At 42.5% G+C, this 25,575-nt stretch carries 13 protein-coding genes, 1 tRNA gene and 2 pseudogenes; 9 read left to right on the plus strand and 7 right to left on the minus strand.

Annotation, left to right across the window (positions count from 1 at the left end; genetic code table 11):
• Positions 1-57 precede the first annotated feature (57 nt).
• On the plus strand, positions 58-3,495 hold the full coding sequence (locus tag K6V21_RS08040) for a TonB-dependent receptor (protein ID WP_224321456.1): 3,438 nt from the start codon (positions 58-60) through the stop codon (positions 3,493-3,495).
• An 18-nt stretch (positions 3,496-3,513) separates the two neighbouring features.
• Positions 3,514-5,472: a RagB/SusD family nutrient uptake outer membrane protein gene (locus K6V21_RS08045; RefSeq protein WP_224321457.1), complete on the plus strand. Its 1,959-nt coding sequence runs from the start codon at positions 3,514-3,516 to the stop codon at positions 5,470-5,472.
• A 190-nt stretch (positions 5,473-5,662) separates the two neighbouring features.
• Here the strand turns inward: K6V21_RS08045 and K6V21_RS08050 are convergent, their stop codons facing one another.
• The 6 genes and pseudogenes from K6V21_RS08050 to pnp all read right to left on the minus strand — a co-directional run bounded on the left by K6V21_RS08050 (position 5,663) and on the right by pnp (position 15,370).
• Entirely contained in the window at positions 5,663-7,270 is a 1,608-nt protein-coding gene (locus K6V21_RS08050; RefSeq protein ID WP_224321458.1) for a SusD/RagB family nutrient-binding outer membrane lipoprotein, read from the minus strand.
• A 13-nt stretch (positions 7,271-7,283) separates the two neighbouring features.
• Entirely contained in the window at positions 7,284-10,670 is a 3,387-nt protein-coding gene (locus K6V21_RS08055; protein ID WP_224321459.1) for a TonB-dependent receptor, read from the minus strand.
• Between the two features lie 187 nt (positions 10,671-10,857).
• A pseudogene (locus tag K6V21_RS08060) lies at positions 10,858-11,793 on the minus strand (FecR family protein).
• Between the two features lie 424 nt (positions 11,794-12,217).
• Positions 12,218-12,406 (minus strand): hypothetical protein, encoded by a 189-nt coding sequence (locus tag K6V21_RS08065; RefSeq protein ID WP_007219491.1) that lies wholly within the window; start codon positions 12,404-12,406, stop codon positions 12,218-12,220.
• Positions 12,407-12,495: 89 nt separating this feature from the next.
• On the minus strand, positions 12,496-13,056 hold the full coding sequence (locus tag K6V21_RS08070; RefSeq protein ID WP_224321460.1) for an RNA polymerase sigma-70 factor: 561 nt from the start codon (positions 13,054-13,056) through the stop codon (positions 12,496-12,498).
• Positions 13,057-13,225: 169 nt separating this feature from the next.
• Entirely contained in the window at positions 13,226-15,370 is a 2,145-nt protein-coding gene (gene pnp, locus K6V21_RS08075) for a polyribonucleotide nucleotidyltransferase (protein ID WP_044263689.1), read from the minus strand.
• Positions 15,371-15,574: 204 nt separating this feature from the next.
• Here pnp and K6V21_RS08080 point away from each other — a divergent pair, with 204 nt between their 5' ends.
• From K6V21_RS08080 to K6V21_RS08090, 3 genes are all read left to right on the plus strand, one after another.
• A complete protein-coding gene (locus K6V21_RS08080; RefSeq protein ID WP_224321461.1) occupies positions 15,575-16,726 on the plus strand; it encodes a TlpA disulfide reductase family protein in 1,152 nt (383 codons plus the stop codon).
• A 184-nt stretch (positions 16,727-16,910) separates the two neighbouring features.
• Positions 16,911-17,375, plus strand: coding sequence for a transcription elongation factor GreA (gene greA / locus K6V21_RS08085; RefSeq protein ID WP_007211964.1), 465 nt, complete (start codon positions 16,911-16,913; stop codon positions 17,373-17,375).
• Positions 17,376-17,428: 53 nt separating this feature from the next.
• Positions 17,429-17,821: an HIT family protein gene (locus tag K6V21_RS08090; RefSeq protein WP_029426613.1), complete on the plus strand. Its 393-nt coding sequence runs from the start codon at positions 17,429-17,431 to the stop codon at positions 17,819-17,821.
• Positions 17,822-17,928: 107 nt separating this feature from the next.
• Here K6V21_RS08090 and K6V21_RS08095 read toward each other — a convergent pair whose 3' ends face one another.
• A complete protein-coding gene (locus K6V21_RS08095; protein ID WP_007211966.1) occupies positions 17,929-19,014 on the minus strand; it encodes a mannose-1-phosphate guanylyltransferase in 1,086 nt (361 codons plus the stop codon).
• A 157-nt stretch (positions 19,015-19,171) separates the two neighbouring features.
• On the opposite strand from K6V21_RS08095, the gene K6V21_RS08100 reads away from it, so the two are divergent.
• The 4 genes and pseudogenes from K6V21_RS08100 to K6V21_RS08115 all read left to right on the plus strand — a co-directional run bounded on the left by K6V21_RS08100 (position 19,172) and on the right by K6V21_RS08115 (position 25,420).
• Positions 19,172-19,255 (plus strand) — tRNA-Leu (locus K6V21_RS08100).
• A gap of 918 nt (positions 19,256-20,173) precedes the next feature.
• Complete coding sequence (locus K6V21_RS08105; RefSeq protein ID WP_224321462.1) at positions 20,174-22,501, plus strand: ATP-binding protein; 2,328 nt, start codon at positions 20,174-20,176, stop codon at positions 22,499-22,501.
• Between the two features lie 36 nt (positions 22,502-22,537).
• A pseudogene (locus K6V21_RS08110) lies at positions 22,538-22,708 on the plus strand (HAMP domain-containing protein); the annotation flags it as partial.
• A 204-nt stretch (positions 22,709-22,912) separates the two neighbouring features.
• Positions 22,913-25,420, plus strand: a complete 2,508-nt coding sequence (locus tag K6V21_RS08115; RefSeq protein ID WP_224321463.1) for an alpha/beta fold hydrolase — start codon at positions 22,913-22,915, stop codon at positions 25,418-25,420.
• The last annotated feature ends 155 nt before the right edge of the window (positions 25,421-25,575 follow it).

Raw genomic sequence — 25,575 nt, forward strand, 5'->3', positions numbered from 1 at the left:
ATTGACATTTTCTTCTAATAATCTTAAGTTAAAACCTAAAATTAGTAATACAAATATATGAAAAATATTTTGTACCAAGAATCTATTGTAGAAATTAAACATTTATTTCGGGTTATGAAAATCACAGCTCTGGCCTTGTTTTTATTTGTCGGAACAGCTTTTGCCACGAAATCTTATTCACAGACCATGAAAGTTACAGTTGTTTCGGACCGTATATCAACAGGCAAAGTTATCAACGAGATAGAAAAGCAGACTGATTATCTGTTTGTGTATGATATGAATGAGGTTAATCTGAAACGTAACGTCAAAGTTCATGCACAAGATAAACCGGTGGCAGAGGTCTTGAACGAGGTCTTTGAAGGGACTGGTATTTATTATGCTATGGAAGGCAAGAATATCATGCTGATGAATAAAGCAAAAGAGAATGCTTCTGAAAAACAAGCTGATGACAATAAGGTGACGGGATCTATAAAAGATATGGCCGGTGAACCGATCATTGGTGCTAATGTTACGATAAAGGGACAATCAATAGGTACAATTACAGATATAGATGGGCGTTTTATTATCAATGCCCCGGCTAATGCAATTCTACGGGTTACATACATCGGCTATATTCCGCAGGAAATCAAAGTAGAGAATAAGAGAGAACTGAAAATCATTCTGCAGGAAGATACGGAAACGTTAGACGAAGTGGTAGTGGTGGGGTATGGTGTTCAGAAGAAATCGGACGTTACCGGTGCTATGATTCGTGTAAATTCGGACGAACTGAATTCCCGACCGGCAGCCAATGCTTTCGAAGCTATGCAAGGTAAAGCGGCAGGTGTGGATATTGTTAGCAATGAACGTCCGGGTGAAATAGGAACTATCAATGTACGCGGTGTACGTTCATTGAGTGCCAGCAATACTCCGCTTTATGTAGTGGATGGTATTCCTTTAATGTCGACAAGTGGCATTGAGACTTTGAATCCACAGGATATAGAATCCATTGATGTCCTGAAGGATGCCTCTGCTACTGCTATTTATGGTTCACGTGGTGCCAACGGTGTCATTTTGGTTACTACTAAACAGGGCAAGGCGGGCAAGATGTCATTGAACTATTCGGGTACGATGACCATTGAAAATTTGCAGGATTACTCTGAAATGATGAATTCTGCCGAATATATTGAGTGGCGCCGTTGGGCTTATTACTATAAAGAACCGAATAAATATCCGAGAGGTGACGAGCCTGATAAGGATAGTGATTATCTGATTTTTAACGGAGCAAAAGATCCTTATGCCTGGAGGAATATTGAAAAAGGTTGGGCTGGTGGTAGCTGGAATGCATCCGCGGTTCCTACAACGGATTGGGCTGATATGGTTACACAAACCGGTGTTACCCATGAACATACGTTGAGCGCCAGTGGTGGTACGGATAAAGTACAAGGCTATGCTTCTATCGGCTATCTGGATAATGAGGGTACCGTGAAAGGTCAGTCTTACACTCGTTATACAGCCAAAGTCAGCTTGAATCTTGATCCGACCAAATGGTTCAAGATGGGCTTGAATGTCAACGGTACTTTCAGTGAACAGCAATATGGTTCTTCGGCTAAGGCTGTAGGACAGATGATCAGTGACCGGCCATCCAATCTGTATGCAGCTTCTACCAGTTTGTATCCGTATGCCGTGCCCTTTGATGATGAGGGTAACCGCATTGATTATCCGGGTGGAGATGATAAAGTGAAAACGATAGTCAACGAATGGAATTATAGTGAGAATGAACGTCGTATGTTCCGTGCTATCGGTAGTCTGTATGCCCAGTTGAACTTGGGTGAGATCTTCTCTCCTCTGAAAGGGCTCAGGTATCGCTTCAATTTTGGTCCCGACTTTCGTAGTTACCGTAATGGAAGTTTCGCAGATGCGAACTCTGTCAGTCGCGAGGGAACCAATCGTGCCAGTTTAACGAATCAATCTGATTTTTCATGTACACTTGATAATCTTATCTACTATGATAAGGAAATAGGAAAACACTCTTTGGGAGTGACTTTACTGCAAAGTGCCACTAAATATCGTTATGAAGAATCCTCTATGGCTGCTTTAAATATTCCCCTGGCCAGTGCCAAATGGAATGCGTTGAGTAAAGCAAATATTTCTGCGCTGGATGACTGGGGAAGTGATTTAGTAGAGAAGCAGTTACTTTCGTATATGTTCCGTTTAAATTATGATTATAACAGTAGATATCTCCTCACGGTTTCCGGTCGTTGGGATGGCGCTTCGCAGCTTGCCAAAGGTAATAAATGGGCATTTTTCCCCAGTGCAGCATTGGGTTGGCGTCTTGATCAGGAAGGATTTTTGCAGGATGTAAGTTGGCTCAATCAGTTGAAACTACGTGTGGGAGTCGGGGTTACCGGTAACTCTGCTATTGATCCTTACCAAACAAAGGGGGCCGTTGTTCCTATCTATTATCCTTATGGTGACAGTTCCACTTCAGGCTTCGTAGCTTCCGATCCTGTAGCTACGGGGGGTACGGTGGCTATGGCCAATAAAGACTTAACGTGGGAAAAGACTACCCAATATAATATTGGTGTTGATTACTCTGTACTGAACGGAAGAATTTCGGGAGTTTTGGATTTTTATACTTCGCGTACAACAGACTTATTGATGCAGATGGGAATTCCCTCATTAAATGGTTATACCCAAACTTATGCCAATGTTGGGGAAACTTCCAATATAGGTGTGGATATCACATTGAATACTGTGAATATCCGGACCCGGGACTTTGAGTGGGCTACCAGTCTAAATGTCGCCTGGCAGAAAGATAAAATAGAAGAGTTGGCAAATGGTAAAGAAGATGATATTAATAATAATTGGTTCATCGGAAAATCATTAGGAGTGATCTATGGCTATGAGTCTGCCGGAATCTGGAAAGAGGATGATGCGGCTGAAATGGCTGAATTTAATAAGAAAGGACATTCGTTTCAGGTAGGTATGGCACGCCCGGTAGACCAGAATGGTGACCATAAGATTGATCCGAATGATGACCGTATAGTAGTGGGACATACACGTCCACGCTGGACCTTGGGTATGACCAATACTTTCTCTTATAAGAATTTTGAGCTTTCCTTCATGTTGTACGGCCGTTTTGACTATATGGTTGATACAGGTGGTGAGTGGCAGGGAGGCCGCTACACTCAGCGTAAGATAAATTACTATAATGAGAATAATAAGAATGCTGAATATCAGAAACCTATCCATGATGATGGAGGCGGTGATCCCTACTACCGGATTCTGGGATATAAGAACGGTTCGTTCCTGAAAGTGCGTAATATTTCATTAGGTTACGTTTTCCCGAAGAACATGGTGAGCAAATGGAATCTATCTAATCTGAAAGTATATGTGCAGGCTAAGAATCCGGGGCGTATCTTTTCTAATATAGATTTTCTGGAACTGGACGCTTCGCAGAATTTAACATCTACCTGGAACCGTGGTTTCACAATAGGATTGAATGTAGGATTTTAAACTAAAAAGCAAACGATTATGAAATTATATAAGAATATTACATTCGGCTTATTAGCCTTGACCTTGGGAGGCGTGATGGCTTCCTGTAGTGATTTTCTGGATGAAAAGCTTACCACTCAACAGACTACCGATTTCTTTGATACACCGGAAGGCATTGATCAGCTGGCTGTGGGCATTTACAATAACCTGCGTTTCCATTTCTTCAAGGAGAATGCCTATACTACCACTAATTACGGTACGGATGAGTTTACTGTGGGTGGTGATGGTTCCAATAAAGTGTGGAACAATTATGATGGTAGTTTCCAGTCACAGATTGTAGCCGCTAATTCAAATACTACAATGGCCGAAAGCCTTTGGGATGCCATGTATATCGGAATCAACAATGCGAACCTGTTGTTAAGCAAAATAACTCCTGATAGTTATACCGGTACGAATAAGAAGACGTATATGGGCGAAGCCTATTTCCTGCGTGGCTTTAATTATCTGAAGTTGGTTTCCCAGTATGGAGGTGTACCCTTGAAATTAGAGTCGAGCTTTGTACCTGTCCGTGAGTTCACCCGTGCTACGGCAGAAGCTACGGTAGAACAGGCGATTGGTGATTTGAAGAATGCTTATGATCTGTTGCCGGCGACGGTAAGCATGGTGGGGAAGATTAGCAGGGATGCTGCAGCTCATTTTTTAGCTAAGGCTTACTTGTTCCGTGCCAGTGAAATTAACGATGGATGGAACGGTGCGACTAAAGAATCTGACCTGAAAGAAGCCTTGAAACTGGCCAAAGAAGTAATTTCACGTCATCAGTTAGCTCCCAATTTCTCTGATCTATGGCATTATACTGAACCTGACGGGGCGAGTGAAAAATTAGATGAGATTATTCTTTCGGCACAGTTCTCTTCTGACAAATCTTCCAGAAGTGCCGGCACTAACAGATGCCATCTCTTCTTCTTGTCTGTTTACAATAACTTGCCTCAGATGAAACGTGATTTGGCTGGCGGTCGCGAGTACCAACGTTTAAGAACCACATATTATATGTATAATATCTATGATATGGTTAATGATTCCCGTTTCTGGAAAAGTTTTAAGACTAAGTATGCTGTTAATAACCCGAAAGCGGGTTCCGGTTACGAAGTGGGAGATTTGGGCGTGATGTATGTTGTCAATCGTCCGGGCGATACCCGGTTCGATGGAGTGCAACTCAGCGGAAAGGTGATTGATGAGAAGACCGGCAAAGCCATTCCTACTACATTTGTGACTTATCCGAAAGATCGTAACGGTAAGGACGATGTGGCATTATATGATGATGTAAGCCGTTTTGTAGCTCTTAATAAGTATATTGATGGTTCGCGTGAAACGGTCAGTGATATGGGAGGCAATCGGGATGGTATTCTGGCCCGTCTTGGTGAAACTTATCTGATTGCTGCTGAAGTTCTGATTCGCCAAGGCGAATATGGTGATGCTCTGTATTACATTAATGAACTCCGCAAGCGTGCTGCCTATAAGAACGGGGAAGATCGTTCGGCATATTGTGACGGTGGTGCATCATATAATGAAAATGCTTTAGGGTGGCAGATTGACGGCATAAACTCTTATTACACCGAAAATTCTTATTATGAGTCCAATGATATTGATAAGACTACACTTCCCACCGATCTTGAAATTACAGATATACATAGTCTTCCGGCTGAAGATGAGGCTGTTATTTCAAAACTGAAATATAGCTCTGATTATGATCGCATGATGTGCCTTCTGCTGAATGAGCGTTCCCGTGAACTTTGCGGTGAGTTTTATCGTTGGGAAGACTTGTCAAGAACAAAAACATTGGTGGCACGCACCAAAGCTTTTAATTCGGATGCTGCTCCTAATATTGATGAACATCATTGTTTGCGTCCTATCCCTCAAACTTATCTGGATGCTATCCAAAAGGACGGTCATGCGTTGACTTCCGAGGAAAAGAAGCAGCAACAGAATCCTGGTTATTAACAATATTCTAAAGAACCGTCTACTGATATCATTTATAAACAGAAAAAGCGTCTAGCTAAATCAGGAAAAGACACGCTGATATAAAAAGGAGTAAAGTCCCCCAAATGACTTTACTCCTTCCAATCTTCTTTCCCTCGTAACTAATACGGAGAAAACACCACTAATCAAAATTCTATACCTTGGTCTTATTTTAGAAATTGTTCTTTCCTGCATCCCACCAAAGGCGAGTACCACCATTGTCGGCTCCACCTAATAATTGGGTTAATGCGCTGGTTGTTGAAGCATCCAGATCTGTCGGGAAGGTTGCCCGGCGTATCATAATATCCGTACTAATAGTTTTATCACTCAGGTTCACGGCAACTTTAAATAATTGGGGATATCCCGTGCGACGTTGTTCCGCCCAAGCTTCGCAACCGTCAGGATATATGGCAAGCCATTTCTGTGTAATGATACGTTCCAGCTTCTCTTCATCGCTGCCTTCTGCCCATTTCGGGGTAATCTTCGTCATTGCTGCCACGTCGAATGTTTTATCGAAAGCATCTACATAATCGGATGGTGTGGCGTCACTCGCCAAGTAAGCGCTCGCATCACCGGCACCCCATTGTGCAAATGATGTTTCAACACCTTTCTTGTAGTATTCAGCTTCCTTTCCGGCATCTACATAACCTCTCAGTGCAGCTTCGGCACGGAGAAACCATACTTCAGCGGCAGTCATTATAATAATGTCCGTAGATATTGTAGCGGTTGAGCGGGAATGGGTCAAATATCGATTATCCTTATCCAAAGCTGTTCCTTGACGTACGCCTTTAAAAGAGCCTTTTATATCGAAAAGTGCTGGTACTTCACCGTCTGCTCCGGTGTTACCTACTGCCGGCAGGAAGTATTTACTGAGGCGGGGATCCTCATATCCGCATAGGAATGATTCCAGGCTTGCGTTCATGAATACTTCGTTCCAAGCGTTTACGGCACCCAATGGATTACGTACGCCATACTGGCCTACCGTTTCATCTATTGCTTCCAGCACACCGCCATTACTTGCATCCAATGCGGCTTGTGCCTGGGTTCTTGCCAGTGTGGCGTCCACATTTGATACGCGCATGGCAAGGCGTAAGCGCAATGAGTTGGCAAATTTCAACCATTGTTCATACGTGCGTTTACCTTGTGGCATCATGATGTCTGCTGTCTCAAATGTATTGGGTCCACCGTCAGCAACGTGAGCTTTCAACACCTGAATGGCTTCAGTAAGGTCGTTGAAGAAATCAGAATACACATCTTTCTGGGATTGCGGAGCCGGATTAGCCAGCCCGAAGTTCTTGTAGATGATAGGACCGTAATAGTCGCTTACGCGGTGCATCATGGCTACTTTCATAATTTTGGTCAGCGCATAAAATGCAGGATATTCCTCTTTGGTACATAACTTTTCTGCATTGGCAATAGGAGGCATGCCTTGTGCATAGGTGTTACTCCATTGCGATCCTGCCCAACCAGTGTTTAGTTTATAAGATGAATTTTGTATGTTGAAACCACCGTTCATGTCGTGGAAGTATCCGCCGAACATATCGGCCATCAGATTTTGCATAATCTGGTATTGCCAGTCGGTTCCCTCCACACCGGTTTGGTATACAATGGCAGTCTGAATCGTTTTGAAGGGGATAAGTTGCTTCTGGAAATCATACTCCTGCAATTCATCGGTATATGCACCCTGGGTGCTGTTGTAATTATCGAAATTATCAGTACAAGAGGAAAATGAAACGATTCCACCTAGTAATAATGTAGCTATATATTTATATCTTTTCATAATTGCATCGAATTTAGAAAGTGAATTTAAGATTGAAGCCTATGTTTCTTGTAGTCGGCATGCCGAAGATATCAACACCCTGGTTTGCATTTCCTACTGACAGGATAGCGTCAGGATCAAATGGGGCATCCTTATAGAGGAAGAACAAGTTGCGGGCAACGAGAGACAGGTCTATTCCTTTAAATATTCCAGTCTTTTCCAACAGTCTTTGGGGGAAAGAGTAACCCAGTGAAAGTTCGCGTAGACGGATGTTGGTACGATCATAGCGGTAGTAGCTTGTACAACCGTCGCCACGGTTACCGACTGCTGTATAGAAACTTTCTATCTTTTCCCCTTCAAATCGTTGTCCTTCTACTTCTACGTAACCTCTGTCTCGGGCTTCACCGCTATTCTTGCTGACGCCTCTCATGTCGAGTGCGCTTTGCGTCAGTGAAATAACATCACCTCCGATGGCTGCATCGAACAGGAAGTAAAGATTGAAACCTTTATAAGTGAACGTGTTGCCCCAACTGAGCATGCAGTCCGGATTGGCGTTGCCAATCAGTGTATTGTTGCCCGTTTCTATTTTGGGTGCACCGGTATCAGTAACTATAATCTTGCCGTTTTCGTCACGTGCAAAGTCATTGCCATAGATGTCTCCCAATGAACCGCCTTCTTTAACGCGCATACGGTATGGCATACTTACGCCTGAGCCATAGTCAAATTCAGGATTGTCGCCCAAAGAAAGAACTTTGTTTTTGTTGGTTGAGAAGTTTACGTTGGTTTTCCAGCGGAAGTTTTCTGTCATGACCGGAGTTCCTCCGATTGTTAGCTCAATACCGTGGTTGCGTATCTTACCTGCATTGATATACTTATACGGATGATTGCCTGTAGGAGTATTGATATACAATAGCTGGTTTCTGGTATCTGTGCGGTAGTATGTGAAATCGAAATCTAAACGGTTATTGAAAAATCTCCATTCTGCACCGATTTCCCATGAACTGCTGATTTCCGGTTTCAAGTCTTCAGAAAAGTCGTACTGTATTTGTCTTACGATACCGCCTGCTGTGATTTGAGGACTCGGAGAGGTGATGCCGATAGGAAGGTCGTTACCTACTTGTGCCCAGGATGCGCGTATTTTGCCGAAGCTAATCCAGGATGGCAGCTTGATAGTACGGTCGATAATCCAGGATACACCCACTGACGGATAGAAGAAGCCAGAATTCTTGCTGCTGGTGTTTGCCAGTGTGGACGACCAATCGTTGCGGGCGGTTAAGTCCAGATAAAGACTTTCTTTCCAGCCGATCTGGGCGGTGGCGAATACGGACTGGACGACGCGACGTGAATTCAGGGTTTCGTCGATATAGGCTGTGCCGTCGTTCAAAATCATGTTGGGAACACTGAATACATTGGCGTAGTACAAACCTGCTTTACCAGAGTCCAGCTTCAGCATATTTGTTTTAGTCGTATTGTTGCTGACGCCGGCAGCGGCATTTACTGCCCAGTTATTCCAAGTCTTATTGAACATTGCCATTACGTCACCGTACATCATGAATTCTTGATTGTTCATGTCCACATAACGACCGTTTTCGTGGCAGAGGTTGCTTGCCGTACCTGCATAGAATTTCTGTTGGTACTTATCGTTGATGAAATCAATGTTACCGCGTGCCTGAAGGGTTAACCAATCGTTTACTTTCAAGTTGGCGCTTAAAGATGCGATGGCACGATAACGTTTGTCTTTGCTGGTGATACGGTTTGTAATCCAGTAAGGGTTCTGTTCGAAATCTTGGGTAGAAGTATACCAGTTCTGCAACGGCATATTACGTCCTTCATCAAACACTTCATAGTTATCACGATATTCGGCCATGTCTTTTCCGCGTGGGAAGGTGTATAGACCTACCAACGGATTCATGTAGTAACCACCGGAACTGGGGCGGTTGTTGATGGTCTGTGAAATCAGGTTCACGTTGGCATCCAACGTTAGCTTGTCTTTAAACAGAGTAGCTGTTTCGCGTAATGTCAGGTTATGCTTATATAATTTATTGACATTGATAATACCCTTGGCTGTGGTATTGGCGTAAGAGAAGTAAGTCTGCATCTTCTCTTTACCGGTCTGTACGGTAACAGAATTGATGGCAGTTACTCCATTGTCAAAGAAGTGGTCCACATTGTTATAATCCTTCATGTTTGCTTGCTTCTCACCCCAGCTGGAAGTACCGCTAGCTGTGTAAGTGTTTTGGAAATCGGGGAGGCCCATTGCTTTGTCAATGGTCAGGTTAGAAGAGAAAGTAATGCGTTGCATACCTTCTTTGCCTTTCTTTGTAGTGATAAGGATGACGCCATTGGCTGCTTGCGAACCGTAGAGTGCGGCAGCGGAAGCACCTTTCAGGATACTCATGCTTTCAATATCATCGGGATTGAGGTTGGAGATACCGTCGCCTGAGTCACGGTTACCTGCGTCATTATCTCCGCCCATGACGCTGAATGCTTGTTCGGTAGTACTGTTCAGCATAGGTACACCATCGATAACATAAAGAGGCTGATTGTTTCCGCTTTCGTTTGCTGAGCGGATACCACGGATAGATACTTTGGCGGAGCCGCCCAAACCAGAAGCATTCTTGGTGATGGAGACACCTGCTGTTTTACCTGCCAGAGAGTTTATCATGTTGGCATCTTTGGCGCGTGTCAGTTCATCGCCACCCACTTGCTGGGTAGAGTAAGTCAGTGAAGCGGCTTTTTTCTTGATACCCATGGCGGTCACTACTACCGTTTCCAATGATAGTGCTTCTTCCTGCATCTGCACATTGATTGTTTCCTGACCATTCAGGGGAACGCTTACCGGCTGGTATCCGATATAGCTGATAACCAGTGTGGCGTCGGTAGGTGTATTCAGTGTAAATTCACCATCAATATTGGTGATAACACCGTTTGTAGTACCTTTCTCTACCACATTGGCACCGATAATCGGTTCACCTTGCATGTCGGTCACAACACCTTTCACGGGTTTGTTTTCCTGCTGTACGGCGGTGATGGCTTCGGTTGCAGTTTCATTTTGTTTGGTCAGCACGATGTTCTTGCCTTCCATTACATATCTGATGTCCGTGCCATTGAATATTTCATCCAAAACTTCGGACACTGGCTGGTTGTCTGCATCTACATTTACGGTGCGGCGCACGTCCACACTCTTCTTATTGTAGACAAACAAATACTCAGTCTGAGCCTCGATTTTATCGAGGATTTCGCTTACTCGCAACTCAGAGCGGGGGATGCTGATTTTGGCATTCTGAGAGTAGCTACTACTACTGTACGCTTGGAACGTTACAAACAAGAGAAGGAATAGTGTGATCTTCATAGTTCGTAATATTTGCTTAAATACTAAACTTTTTGGGCAAAAAAGCCCATTCAAAGAAATTTTTCTCATATCTTTGTAATGTGTTAAGTTAATAAATTGATTAAGGTCGATTTTTGACTGTTTCGGATCGGAAAGTATGGGGGTACTTTCCGATCTTTTTTGTAGGGGGGATTGGTTGACTGTTTCTTCTATTTCATAATGCTTTTCAGTTTAAGGGGTTAGTACTAAATTTTAAGGTTTTATCTTTGATATCAAATTACTTCTTGTAGATGGTGATTGAGTCTTTTGCTTCGTTAATAGTGAACTCAAAAGGATGATCTTTAGAGATTGTTCGAAGAATGTGTTCTATACCATCTTGTTCCCGGAATTTGCCGGTAAAACTCCCATAATTCAACAATTCAGGATTAGCGACGGTTATTTTTACATTATAGTATTTTTCCAGTCTACCGAGAATACCATTGAAAGGGGCGTCATCAAAGCAGTATAATCCTTCTTTCCAACGCAGATATTCGTAAGAGGGGAGAATGGTTTTCTTACATTTCCCGTCTTCATTCAAGAAAACTTCGTCTTTTTGCAGACGGGTAATCATTTGATTACTATTGGCAGGATAAATATCTACTATGCCTTCTACCAATGTGGTACCGAACTCTTTGCTTCCTGTGTAAGCACAAACATTAAAGCTGGTACCTACGACTTTCACTTTGTTCATCTCTGTGTGCACGTAGAAGGGGATATCTTTGTTTTTTGCCACTTCAAAGTAGGCTTCACCATCCAGTTCTACGTTTCTTTCGCCACGCCCAAAGTTGGAAGCATAGGTCAATGTGGATTGTGCATTCAGCCATACTCGCGTACCATCGGCAAGAGTGATTTGTGCACGTTGTCCGGCGGGGACGGTTACTGTTTGTGGCAGGGATGCCTGATTATATAGATAATCATTAGTCATGAAATAACCGCATACGCCTACGATGATAACGGCTGCTACGCGTATTCCCTATTTTAGTATCGGAGCCAGACGGAATGTCTTTTTTCCGGCACTTTGTCTGTCGGAGAATAAGGCGACATCAAACATCATACGTTCTTTCAAGAAAGCTTCCCGATTTTCTTCCGAGGCTTCCACCCAGTCAAGGATGCGCTTTTCTTCTTCAATGGTGGCGGTTCCTTTAAAATACTTATATAATAGTTCTTGATTCATAAGGTACTTAATTTGTTTGCTGAATAAGAGCGTTTTTTTCTGCCCTTCTATAATTAATACAGGTGAGCTTGAAACTACCCTAACGGAAAATGAAACTTTTTTTGTTTTTTCTTCAAAATGAGTTGGAAACAGAGAAATTGTCAGGAAGTGATGCTCTGGAAACCGGCGGAATGAGATGTGTAATTTTGGTCAGGAACTCTTCTGAGCCGTATCCGGTTCGTTCCTGCTTCTCTTCTATAGGAGGATGAAAATAGCGAAGCAGATACGAGGGGGGTACGAAGAAGATAAGAACCGGGTATGGAGCGGATAGCTTTGTTCTGTTTTTCGGATACTCCAAACGTAAGCGCATAGAATATCCGTGTGATGCACCGGAGGCACATCAGAGCTTTATGGAATGTGACAGGAAATTAATTAATTGCCGGTATTAACTTGCCGGATTGGGAATTATGGATACAATGTAACATTCATCCGGAGCTTCGGCTTTAAATAGATTGTAAGCAATGCCTATGGCTTCCTCCGGAGAGTTTGCTTCAATATTCTTGTTGACATTCAGGGTCTCGAAAACTTGTTCTCCCTCGATAAGCACGTAGTATATTATTACAATATATCTCATAACTACCATGTTTAATAGCCAGCAATATTACTGATTTTGCAAACATATATCTTTTATTTATATTATCAAAGAAAAGCAGGAGAGTTTTACTAAAGTAGGATAGAGGCGAGATAATCTTTCAGTTCCACACGCAGAATACGTAGAGCTTTGGTGATATGGAATTCTACTGTTTTGAGAGAGATATTCAGTTGTTCGGCTATTTTCCTGTTTGGCAGGTTGCTGTAACGGCTGAGCATGAAGATTTCGCGACTTTGTGGTGGCATCTTTTCCAAGGCTTTGTTTACGATATGCTGTATCTCCGTACTGAAAATTTTGTCGGGCTCACAATCTTTCAACGTGGCAATACGCAAGTCTAACTCGCGCTGACGGTGCGAATTCAAATCTTCCTCAATACGCAGGCGGGTTTGTTCGTGTTCCAGATAATTGAGTGCCTTATTCTTGATAATGGTAAGGAGCAATGCGTGCAGACCTTTATCTTCTTCCCAGCGGTTGCGACATTCCCACAGAGAAATCATGGATTCCATAAGAATATCTTCTGCTTCTGCCCAGCTTCTGATGTAGGAATAGGCGAAGGCAAGAAACTTTTCCTGATTCTCCCGAAAGAAACGAGAAAATAAATCCATAGTATATAGGTTACCGGTAACAGGCATTTTTAAATATAATCTCTCTTATTTAAGGTTTATAGGGTAAAGTAACATAATCTTTTTGGAATACGCAAAAGTATGAAAAGGTTTTTCTGGTTTTTCGCTTCCTTTTTTTACAAAAAGAAAGCCCGGCGGGTTTCCGTCGGGCTTTATATACTGAAGAATAAGGTGTTTCTTATTTCTTTTCAGGTCTTTCTTGTCTTTCCGGTCTCGGAAGCAATACTTTGCGGGAAAGTTTGAATTTACCGGTCTTCGGATCAATATCAAGCAGTTTCACTTCGATTTCATCACCTTCCTTGATACCGGCCTCTTCTACTGTTTCCAGACGTTTCCAGTCGATTTCAGAGATGTGCAACAAACCGTCTTTACCCGGCAGGAACTCAACAAAAGCACCATAAGGCATTACAGAACGTACTTTACCTTTGTATACTTCGCCAACTTCCGGTACGGCAACGATGCCCTTGATAAGACGCATAGCGTCATCAATGCTCTTCTTGTTAGTTCCGGAGATTTCTATTCTTCCGATGTTGTCTACTTCTTCGATAGTGATTGTAGCACCGGTCTCTTCCTGCATACCTTGGATGATCTTACCACCAGGGCCGATTACTGCACCGATAAACTCTTTAGGTATAGTCATCGTTTCGATGCGCGGAGCATGAGGTTTCAGTTCTTCGCGTGGTTCTTGGATAGTTTCCAGAATCTTGCCAAGGATGTGCATACGTCCTTCTTTAGCCTGGTTCAAAGCGCGTTCCAGGATTTCGAATGACAGACCGTCTACCTTGATATCCATCTGAGTAGCGGTGATACCATTCTTGGTTCCTGTTACTTTGAAGTCCATGTCGCCCAGGTGGTCTTCATCACCAAGGATGTCGGACAATACAGCATATTTGTCTTCGCCCGGATTCTTGATCAATCCCATAGCGATACCTGATACCGGTTGTTTGATTTTCACACCTGCATCCATCAATGCCAGTGTTCCGGCACATACGGTAGCCATAGAAGAAGAACCGTTAGATTCAAGAATATCGGATACTACGCGCACTACATACGGGTAGTCAGCAGGAATTTGTCCTTTCAGTGCACGCCAAGCTAAGTGTCCGTGACCGACTTCACGACGGCCTACGCCACGTTGTGCCTTGGCTTCTCCGGTAGAGAACGGAGGGAAGTTATAGTGCAACAGGAAACGTTCTTTGCCATGTTCCAGTACGTTGTCGATAATCTTCTCATCCAGTTTTGTACCGAGGGTAACGGTAGACAAGGATTGAGTTTCACCGCGAGTGAAGATAGCAGAGCCATGAGGTCCGGGCAGGTAGTTGATTTCACTCCAGATAGGACGGATCTCGTCAGTCTTACGTCCGTCAAGGCGTTTACCTTCGTCCAGAATGCTGCGGCGCATAGCCTCTTTTTCTACATCGTGGTAGTAGCGGTCGATCAGTGCTGCTTTTTCTGCCAGCTCTTCTTCGCTGAACTGTGCTTTGAACTCTTCGCGAATAGCATCGAAAGCGTCCATGCGTTCATGTTTATTTTTGTTGCCGGAAGCGGCGATGGCATAAGCCTTTGCGTAGCAAGCTTCGTGAACGGCTTTACGCAGTTCTTCATCGTTTACTTCGTGGCAATATTCGCGTTTTACGGTAGAACCAACAGCCTCTGCCAGTTCTTTCTGAGCCTGGCATTGCACTTTGATTGCTTCGTGGGCTGCTTTCATGGCGTTCAGCAAGTCAAGTTCGGAAACTTCACTCATTTCACCTTCTACCATCATGATGTTTTCGTAAGTAGCACCCACCATGAGGTCCATGTCGGCTTTTTCCAGTTGATCGAAAGTAGGGTTGATAACGAACTGTCCGTCGATGCGTGCTACGCGTACTTCGGAAATAGGTCCGTTGAAAGGAATATCTGAAACTGCGAGGGCGGCAGAAGCGGCAAGCCCTGCCAATGCGTCCGGTATATCAATACCGTCGGCGGAATAGAGGATGATGTTTACATATACCTCTGCGTGATAATTATCGGGGAATAAGGGGCGGAGAGCACGGTCAACAAGGCGGCAGGTCAGGATTTCATAATCCGAAGCGCGTCCTTCACGCTTGGTGAAACCGCCGGGAAAACGTCCAGATGCGGAGAATTTTTCTTTGTACTCTACCTGTAACGGCATGAAATCTGTTCCGGGAACTGCGTCCTTAGCGGCACAAACAGTAGCAAGAAGCATGGTGTTACCCATACGAAGCATTACAGAACCGTCTGCCTGTTTTGCCAGCTTTCCCGTTTCGAGTGTGATGGTTCTGCCATCAGGAAGCTCGATCGTCTTAACAATTGGGTTAATCATAAAAAATGTTTTATCTATATTTTCTTTCAAAATTCGTGCAAAGATACATATTAATTCATGTAATCGGGTGGGAATGAGATAAAAAAGTTTATAATTGACTATTTTTTTAGGTTTCCATGTGGAAGAAGCAATGAAAATGCTTTGACTAAACTTGAAAAGAACTATATTTGCACGTTCTTTCTAATAGAAATTAAGAAGCTAAATATGAAAAAGATCTGTTTTGTTGCACTTGCCGCTTTGGCTTTAAGTGCATGTAATTCTGAACCGAAATTCAAAGTTGAAGGTGAAGTTTCAGGTGCTGACGGCAAAATGCTGTACCTGGAAGCTGCTGCTTTGGAGGGCATCGTGCCCTTGGATTCTGTAAAGTTGAAGGGTGACGGTTCTTTCAGTTTCAAACAAACACGTCCGGTATCTCCGGAGTTCTACCGCCTTCGTGTGGACGACAAGGTTATCAATTTCTCTGTGGATTCTACGGAAACTATCGGGCTGAAAGCGCCGTATACTGATTTTGCTACGGCTTATACGGTAGAAGGTTCGGCAAACAGCACCAAGATAAAGGAATTGACGTTGAAGCAAGTGCAGTTGCAGAATGAGGTGAATGAGTTAGTGAAGAAGATGCAGGCTCATCAGATAGGTGCCGATGTTTTTGAAGAAAAACTGGCTGCCTTGATGAAAGATTATAAGGATGAGGTGAAAACTAAATATATTTTTGCAGCTCCCAATATGGCTGCCGCTTATTTTGCTCTGTTCCAGAAACTGAATAATTACCTTATCTTCGATCCTTTGAATAGCAAGGATGATATTAAGTGCTTTGCAGCCGTTGCCACCAGTCTGAATAATTATTATCCACATGCAGATCGCTCCAAGAATCTCTATAATATTGTGATTAAGGGAATGAAGAATACCCGTACACCGCAACAGAAAGTTCTGGAGTTGCCGGAAGAAGTTATTTCCGAAACCGGTATCATCGATATCAGCCTTCGTGATATGAAGGGGAATACCCATAAGTTGAGCGATCTGAAGGGTAAAGTAGTCTTGTTGGACTTTACTATTTACCAAAGTGCAGCTTCTGCTCCACATAACTTCTTGCTGAATGACCTTTATACTAAATATAAAGATCAAGGACTGGTGATCTATCAGGTTTCACTGGATGCTGACGAGCATTTCTGGAAAACAACGGCTGATAATCTGCCTTGGATTTCTGTAAGAGATGCAAATGGAATTTACTCAAATGTGGCTGCTATGTACAACGTTAAGGAGGTTCCTTCTCTGTTCCTGATTAACCGGAATAGTGAGTTGAGCGCTCGTGGAGAGACTATAAAAGACCTGGACGCTGCGGTGAAAGCACTGTTGTAACTTGTTATAAATTAGAAGTTTTTATTTAAATATGTTACATAGCAGCAATTTTTGCTTGACACGCATTAATTAAAAGGCTATCTTTGCAAAAGAAAAATCGGAAGAGGGTTCCAGCATGCTGACCATGTTGGAATTCTTTTTTGTTATATAATACCATTTAGAAACTAAAAAGGAGGAAAAAAGTATGGCTTATATGTCAGAAGAAGGCTACAAGAAATTGATGGCCGAACTGAAAGAATTGGAGACGGTAGAACGTCCTAAGATTTCGGCTGCTATTGCCGAAGCACGTGACAAAGGTGACCTGTCGGAGAATGCAGAGTATGATGCCGCCAAAGAGGCGCAGGGCATGCTTGAGATGAAAATCAATAAATTGAAGACGATTATAGCAGATGCCAAGATTATTGATGAGTCCAAGCTGAAAACGGATTCCGTGCAGATTTTGAACAAGGTGGAACTGAAGAACATAAAGAATGGCATGAAGATGATTTATACCATTGTTTCGGAAAGCGAAGCTAATCTGAAAGAAGGAAAGATTTCTGTTAACACTCCCATTGCACAAGGTTTACTTGGTAAGAAAGTGGGTGATGTAGCTGAAATCAAAGTGCCGCAGGGCATGGTTAATCTTGAAGTAGTGAACATTTCATTTTAAGGTAAAGGCAGGTCCGCATGCGGGCTTGCCTTAATTTATATATCATAAAAGTTATGGCAACAATATTCAGTAGAATTATCGCAGGTGAAATACCAAGCTATAAGGTGGCGGAGGATGATAAGTTCTTTGCATTTCTGGACATCAATCCGCTGGTGAAAGGGCACACGCTCGTCGTTCCCAAGCAGGAAGTGGATTATATCTTTGATCTGGATGATGAAGATCTGGCAGCAATGCATGTTTTCGCCAAGAAGGTGGCTCGTGCCATTGAGAAGGCTTTTCCTTGCAAGAAAGTAGGTGAAGCAGTGATTGGTCTGGAAGTACCTCATGCGCACATTCATCTTATTCCTATGCAGAAAGAGTCGGACATGCTGTTCTCTAATCCAAAGCTGAAACTTTCTGATGAAGAATTTAAAGCAGTTGCCGAAGCGATTCGTGCTGCATTCTAAAAATAAAACTCCTTCCTTTTATAATAAGAACGGGGGCCGAATCCATTTCAGCCCCCGTTCCCTTTATTCTGGTTTGAAAGTCTATGCTTTCAAATTCCGATATCCGATTAGATGTAATCTTCCCCTAATTTTATCTGTGCGTCGTTTACGTATTTACGGATAGAATGTTCTTCATCCTTCTTGCAAATCAGCAATACATTGTCCGATTCAGCGATGAGATAGCCTTCCAGTCCATCAATAACGGCGAGTTTGTTTTGTGGGAGCACCACGATGTTGTCTTTACTGTTGTACATTAGAGACTCACACTTCAAGGTTACATTTCCTTCTTTGTCCTTTGGGGACAAGTCATACAATGAACCCCATGTGCCTAAATCGGACCAGCCGAAATCTCCTAATGAAACATATACATTGTCTGCTTTCTCCATGATGCCGAAGTCGACGGATACATTGGGGCATGCAGGGAAATTTTCGTCGATGAATGCTTTTTCGGCAGGAGTACCGTATACATCTTTACCAGGAATCAATTTGCTTGCCAGTTCGGGAAGTAGTGCTTCCACGGCCTTGATGACAGAGTTTACATTCCACATGAAGAGGCCGGAGTTCCAATAAAATTCTCCGCTTTCTACGAAAACTTTGGCTAACTCCAGTTCAGGTTTTTCGGTAAAGGTTTTCACCTTGTAAAAATTGTCTCCTGCTTGTTCGGCTATCTGAATGTAACCATAACCTGTTTCGGGACGGTTCGGTTTGATACCGAGAGTCAGCAACTTTTCTGATTGAGATACGAACGTCAAGCCTTTTTCGATGGCATCAAGGAACTCTCCTTCCTTCAGAATCAAATGATCGGATGGAGCTACCACGATATTGGCATTCGGGTTTAATGCGCGAATGTGATAAGCTGCCCATGCGATACACGGAGCAGTATTTCTGCGTGTAGGCTCCAGCAAAATTTGTTCGGGATTCAATTCAGGCAGTTGCTCCTTTACAAGATCTGCGTATAAATCGTTTGTAACGATAAGTATGTTCTCTGTGGGAATAACTTTATTGAAGCGGTCGAAGGTTTGTTGCAGTAATGACCTGCCTGTGCCAAAGAAGTCCAGAAACTGTTTAGGGAGTGTTTTTCGACTAAACGGCCAAAAGCGACTGCCGATACCTCCACCCATGATAACACAGAAATTATCCTTATTTGTTGTCATATCGTTTGTTTTAAAAGTTTCTGCTAAAGTACACTATATTTTGGAAACATGGAATGTTTGTAGAATGTTTTATGACTTTTTTCTCCTTTTTTTAGGAAAAGTATTGCAGGTTTAGAAAAAAGCCGTATCTTTGCACCGCAATTAAGAAATCAAGCATGCCCAGATGGCGGAATCGGTAGACGCGCTGGTCTCAAACACCAGTGGATTCACTTCCATCCCGGTTCGACCCCGGGTCTGGGTACTGAAGCGGAGAAAGTTGAAAAACTCTCTCCGCTTTTCTTTTCTACTTCTTGTAACTTATTGATTTGAGATCAAGTTGAAATGTTATACTCTTATTCTCAGGATTTTACCCCAGCTAAACTATTAGCTCTTCTTCTTTCAGCTTATCTAATGTATGAGGACATTTAGTCCTTGTGCCACTTCATTAATCGTTCAAAGACTGGGCAATCATTTGCTTTTGCTCGGTCTGTGTTGCATCAGTATCTTAAGTTCTATTGTATACCAACCTTGCCTAATCGGCTTGTTAACCTTGGTTGATAGGCCGATTGACCTTGGCTAACAGGCCTGTTAATCTTGGTTGACACTCAGTTGTTCCTAAGGGTGAATGGTATTTCTCCTAGTTCCGGATAGGAATACTCTTGATGTAAAACAAATGAATACCATATACTGGGGTAAGTAACTGCGGTAATCTTAATTATAAAATTAGTCAACCCAGGTCAGGATTAGACAAACAAACCAGCTTAAGTAATGAACTAAGACAACCTAATATAGGATTAAGCAGTTGAACCAGTCAACCAAAACCAGGACGAGACATAGTGAGAGTAACATCCTTACTCTCACTCTTAAAAGTTACTCTCACTTATATTTAATGTTTTTATTATTAATGATTTATCTGTAAAGTGAGGGTAGTGATAGTAGATACTATCAACTTTTTATTGAAGCCTTGAATTCAAGTTATAAATGCGACATTTTTTCTATTTCATCAACGTCATACCCTATTTTATATCACAACTTATGTTTAATGCGGATATAAACAACAAAAAGATGAACGTAATATGCAAATTTGTTATTGGATATTTCTTGGGCATTTATTTTTTCCTAACTTTGCAAAGGATAGTTGAGAAGCTTTTGCCATTTTATATTTTAATATTTACCCAATATGCCAAATCAGAATACATTTCTGTATCCCCCTTTGACATTTCGAATACTTGCGGTTGCTATTTTCGCTTGTTTATTTCTGGCGCCCAAGGCGATGGCTGATACGAAAGATCAAGAGTATATTGTTCTTATCAGTTCTTCCACTTTTCGTGAGAAATGGGCTTATGATCTGCTTGAAACTGTAGAAAAGGCATTCAATGAAGAAAATTCGGTGAAGGTATATTCGGAGACTCTCACAACATGGCATTTCAATAATCAACAGGAAATAGATCAGAAGGTTGATTATCTAAAGGATAAATATTCTGTTCCTCCCCAAGCCGTCATATTTGTAGGCGATCCGGGATGGTATGTTTGCAAACCGCTTTTTGACACTATCTGGAAAGGGGTACCTACAATTATTTGCCACTCGATGCCGCATACGTCGGCTGATATAAATAAGTATTATAAAGGTGAATATATACCTGAAGATCAGATTATCGCTACACCGGAAATGCTGGAACGGTATAACGTGACTGCCATAAATATTCCTGTTTGCATTAAAGAAACCATAGAATTGATGGAGGAGATTACTCCTGAAATGAAAAAGGTTGTCTTGTTATCGGATGACAGATTTATCTGTTCTCTAATTCGGAAAAAAGCAGAAGAAATACATCAGCAGTACTTTTCTGATTTGGATATGGAATTTATTACTTATCCCCAGACAAATACAGAAACAATGCTTCACAAGATTAGCGAATCTGGTAGAGAAACAGGCATTATTTACTGTTCATGGGTGAATGTAGCCAGTCAGAGTTTGTCTGAGAAATATTATCCTGATGAGAGAATACATTCTTATATTTCCGGTATAGTTAAAAAACCGGTATTCTCGTTGTCTGACCAGTTCACAAGGGTTCATGCATTATTTGCCGGTGGACATTATATAGGCAGTTCCGATGTGGAAAGTACCGTTATCGGTGAAATTAGAAGTGCACTGAAAAAGGATGGTACATACGGGGCGAAAACGGTTGTTGCCGGTACGCCCAATACCTATCTTAATTACCAGACATTGCTTGACAAGGGAGTTTCATTAGATAACTTTCCTAAAAATGCGGTTTATTATGATGTTCCGCCTGGTTTTATTCAGAAGAATATTATTTATGTTGTGATTGTCCTGGGTACTGCTATTGTCCTACTGCTATTTTACTTTATGCACAAGCGTATCAAAAAAGTGAAAGAAACCGAGTGGCAGGAGCATCTGCATTTGCTTGAAAACATTCTCGATAACCTTCCTATTGCAGCTAAAGTGAAAGATGTCGATAATGATATGCGTTATACTTTTATAAATAAAAAGGCTGAAGAGCTCTTTGAATATCCGGCTAAGGAGGCGATTGGAAGAACTGATTTCGATATAATGCCTGAGGCTGCAACGATGATCAGGAAAGAAGATGAAGAATTGGTAAGAACAGGAGTTGCCCAATCCGGTACCAGGCGTTTCTTTACGAATAAGAACGAGGAACGGTTTACCTTCCAGAATAATAATATAGTTTCATTCTCCGATGGACGTAAATGGATTCTCTATACGGCTTGGGATATTACAGACCAGAAGATTCTGGAACGTAAACTGCGTCTGGCTAAAGAAGAGGCTGAAGAGTCCAATCGTATAAAATCAGCTTTCCTGGCTAATATGAGCCATGAAATACGTACTCCGCTCAATGCAATAGTTGGTTTTTCGAGTATACTGGCCGAAGATGTATCGGAAGAAGAACGGATAGAATACCTCAGTATCATTAGTAAGAATAATGATATATTGTTGCAACTGATCAATGACATCCTGGATTTATCGAAGATAGAAGCCGGTACACTGGAATATGTCTATGCAAATATAGACGTAAATAAGATGTTATCTGAAATAGAGCAGGCTGCCAGGATGAGACAACCGAATGCGAATGTCACTATATGTGCAGTGACACCCCTGCCGGATCTTTTTTTGTACACTGACCAGCGCAGAATTACCCAAGTGCTGAATAATTTCATCAGTAATGCCATGAAGTTTACGAATGCCGGGAGTATTACGTTCGGATATGAAGAACCGAAAGATGGCTATATACGTTTCTTTGTGACAGATACCGGTACCGGTATCCCTTCTGAAAAGGTGGCGGATATATTCAACCGTTTTGTAAAACTTGATTCTTTCAAACAAGGAACCGGACTTGGACTGGCTATTTCACAGAATATCGTGAAGGAACTCAAAGGTGAGATAGGAGTGTTGTCTGAGTTAGGTAAAGGTTCTACTTTCTGGTTTACATTGCCCTATGAAAAGATGGGCGCACACCGTTCCATCCTTCCATAAAGTGGTTTCTAATCATTGATGAGGCAGATTACATTTTATGCCAACCGCATGCTGGCACCGATGAAGCGTATTCTGAAAGAGCTACGGCGCATCCGGGGAAATAATCTGAATATTCGGATTAAGACAGCCGATAACCATGACGAACTGGACGATCTGATAACTTCCAGCAACGGCATGCTCGACTGCATAGACACGGCTTTTGTATCCTAAGGAAGGGAGTATTATTCAGGAAATAGAAGATTTGAAAATATTATCTATTTATGGAGCGAGGATGGAGATTTTATCCAAGCTAAATGCGTATACGAAAGTGTTGATAACCTTTAAGTGACTAATCATTAGACTTTGGTTTTAAAATAAAATGTATCTTTGTGTCGGTCAAAAAAACTATGGAGCATATTTAATATAGATATTATGAAAAAGAAGAACACTCTTTTACTTTTTTTGTGCTTGTTCAGTCTGTGGGCAGTGGCACAAGAAAAGAAACCTGTAAAGATTGCCTGTGTCGGAAACAGTATCACTTATGGCTCAGGAATTAAAAATCAGTTTCAGAATAGTTATCCGGGGTTACTTTCCCAGCTTTTGGGTGAAGGGTACGATGTCCGCAATTTCGGAATTAGTGCCCGGGTATTGTTGAATAAGGGGGATCATCCTTATATGCACGAACAGAAGTTTCGTGATCTTTTGGCATTTCAGCCGGATATCGTTACCATTAAATTGGGAACGAATGACAGCAAACCCTGGAACTGGCGTTATGGAAAAGACTTTAAGAAGGATTTGACGGAAATGCTGGATATTCTTCAGGAATTGCCTTCCAAACCTAAGATATATCTTTGTTTGCCTGTTCCTGCCGTAAAACGGAATTTCGGTATTAACGATAGTGTAATTACAAACGGTATCATTCCTGTGATACGCAGCGTTGCGAAGAAACGTCATCTGCCTGTTGTAGATCTCTATGCACTGCTGAAGCCGTATCCTGATTACTATACAGATGGTATCCACCCCAATGAACAAGGAGCTGCATTGATTGCCGGTGAACTTTATCGTACACTGACTGGTAATGAGGCGCCTGCAATTGTTACCGATCAACCTTTCCCCGGTAAGAAGTCGCAATGGGAAGGGTTCGATCGTTATGATTTTATTTGTAATGCACGCCGCGCTATCGTTGTTGCTCCCCGCAAGGTAGCGGAAGGGCGTCCCTGGATATGGCGTCCTGCATTTTTCGGAGCTTTCCCTTCGGTAGATAAGGCTTTGTTGGAGAAAGGTTTCCATGTGGCGTATTATGATTTGACTCATCTTTATGGAAGTCCGCGTGCGCAACGTCTGGGCAGTGATTTCTATGAAGTCATGCGCAGGTATTATCGTCTTTCTCCCAAAGTGACGTTAGAAGGCTTCAGCCGTGGCGGATTATTCGCATTTAATTGGGCGGCAAATAATCCTGATAAAGTGGCCTGTATCTATGTAGATGCTCCTGTATGCGATATGCTCTATTTCTCCGAGAACTGGGAACGTGATTTCTGGAAAGGTTTCCTTGCAGAATGGGGATTGACTGAAGAAAATGCAAAAGACTTCAAAGGAAATCCGATTGATAACCTGGCTCCATTAGCGGCTGCCGGTATTCCAGTGATGGGCGTTTGTGGTGATAGTGACAAGATTGTGCCGTATGAAAAGCACATGAAGATTGTTGCTGAACGTTATCGTGCTTTGGGAGGTAATGTCGAAATCATATTGAAACCCGGTTGCGATCATCATCCACATAGCTTGGATAATGCTGAACCGGTTGTTGATTTTATAATCCGTAACCAACCGGATTATCAGAAGAAACAAGTGATCCATCAACGTGGTAGCCTTACTAACTCTTATCTGAAGTTTGCGAAAGAGAAAAAAGGTTGTGTCGCTTTTCTGGGTGGTTCCATTACCGAAATGCGTGGTTGGCGGAATATGATACAGGAAGATTTGAAACAGCGTTTCCCGGAGACTGAATTCACGTTCATTGATGCCGGAATACCTTCTACCGGAAGCACTCCTCATGCTTTCCGTTTTGAAAATGATGTATTGCAGAAAGGAATGCCTGATTTATTATTTGTTGAGGCAGCGGTAAATGATGATACAAACGGATTCGATTATATCCGGCAGACACGCGGTATGGAGGGTATTATTCGTCATGCCCGTACTGTCAGTCCGGAAATGGATATTGTCATGCTTCACTTTATCTACGATCCATTCATACCTTTGTTGGACAAGGGTATACAACCCCAGGTTATTATGAATCATGAAAGTGTAGCCAATCATTATTATGTTTCCTCTATCAATTTGGCGGAAGAAGTGGCGCAGCGTATGCTCGATGGTGAGTTTGATTGGAAAGAATTTGGTGGCACACATCCTGCTTGGAACGGTCATACATATTATGCTGCCGCTATAAACCGTCTTTTCGACCTTGAATGGAGTGGCGACGTGGCAAAGAAAACCGTCCGGGCACATGAGGTACCGGAAAAACCGATAGATTCCTATTCTTATGATAAAGGTGTATTTGCGGATATCCGTTCCGCTAAGCAACTGAATGGTTGGAAAGTGGTGGATGACTGGACGCCTACAGTGAAAGGGAATACCCGTAAAGGTTTCGTACATGTTCCCATGTTGGTGGCTGATCGTGCCGGAGCCAGTCTTTCATTCTCTTTTGAAGGACGCGCTGTAGGTATCTTCTGCGCAGCCGGTCCGCAAGCCTGTGTGCTGGAATACAGTGTGGATGGGGCTCCGTTCAAGAAGCTGGATACATTTACTGATTGGAGCCGGAACTTGTACATTCCATGGGTGTATATGCTGGAGACGGAACTGGCTTCCGGTCGGCATACCTTGCGTTTGCGTATAGCCAAAGGTGAGAGAACCGGGTGTCAGATACGTAATTTCGTAGTGAATCAGTAAGTCTTTATCCCCTTCACAGTACCTCTGTGAGGGGGATAAAAACAAATTGTACCTTTATTAATAACATTTCAGGAGCGAGGATTAACCAATCTGTCTCCTCTTCATAACATTCTTTTCAAAGTCTTTCAACTTCATTCCATACATTTGTCGTGGTT

Source organism: Bacteroides cellulosilyticus (assembly GCF_020091405.1).
Taxonomy (GTDB): Bacteria; Bacteroidota; Bacteroidia; order Bacteroidales; family Bacteroidaceae; genus Bacteroides.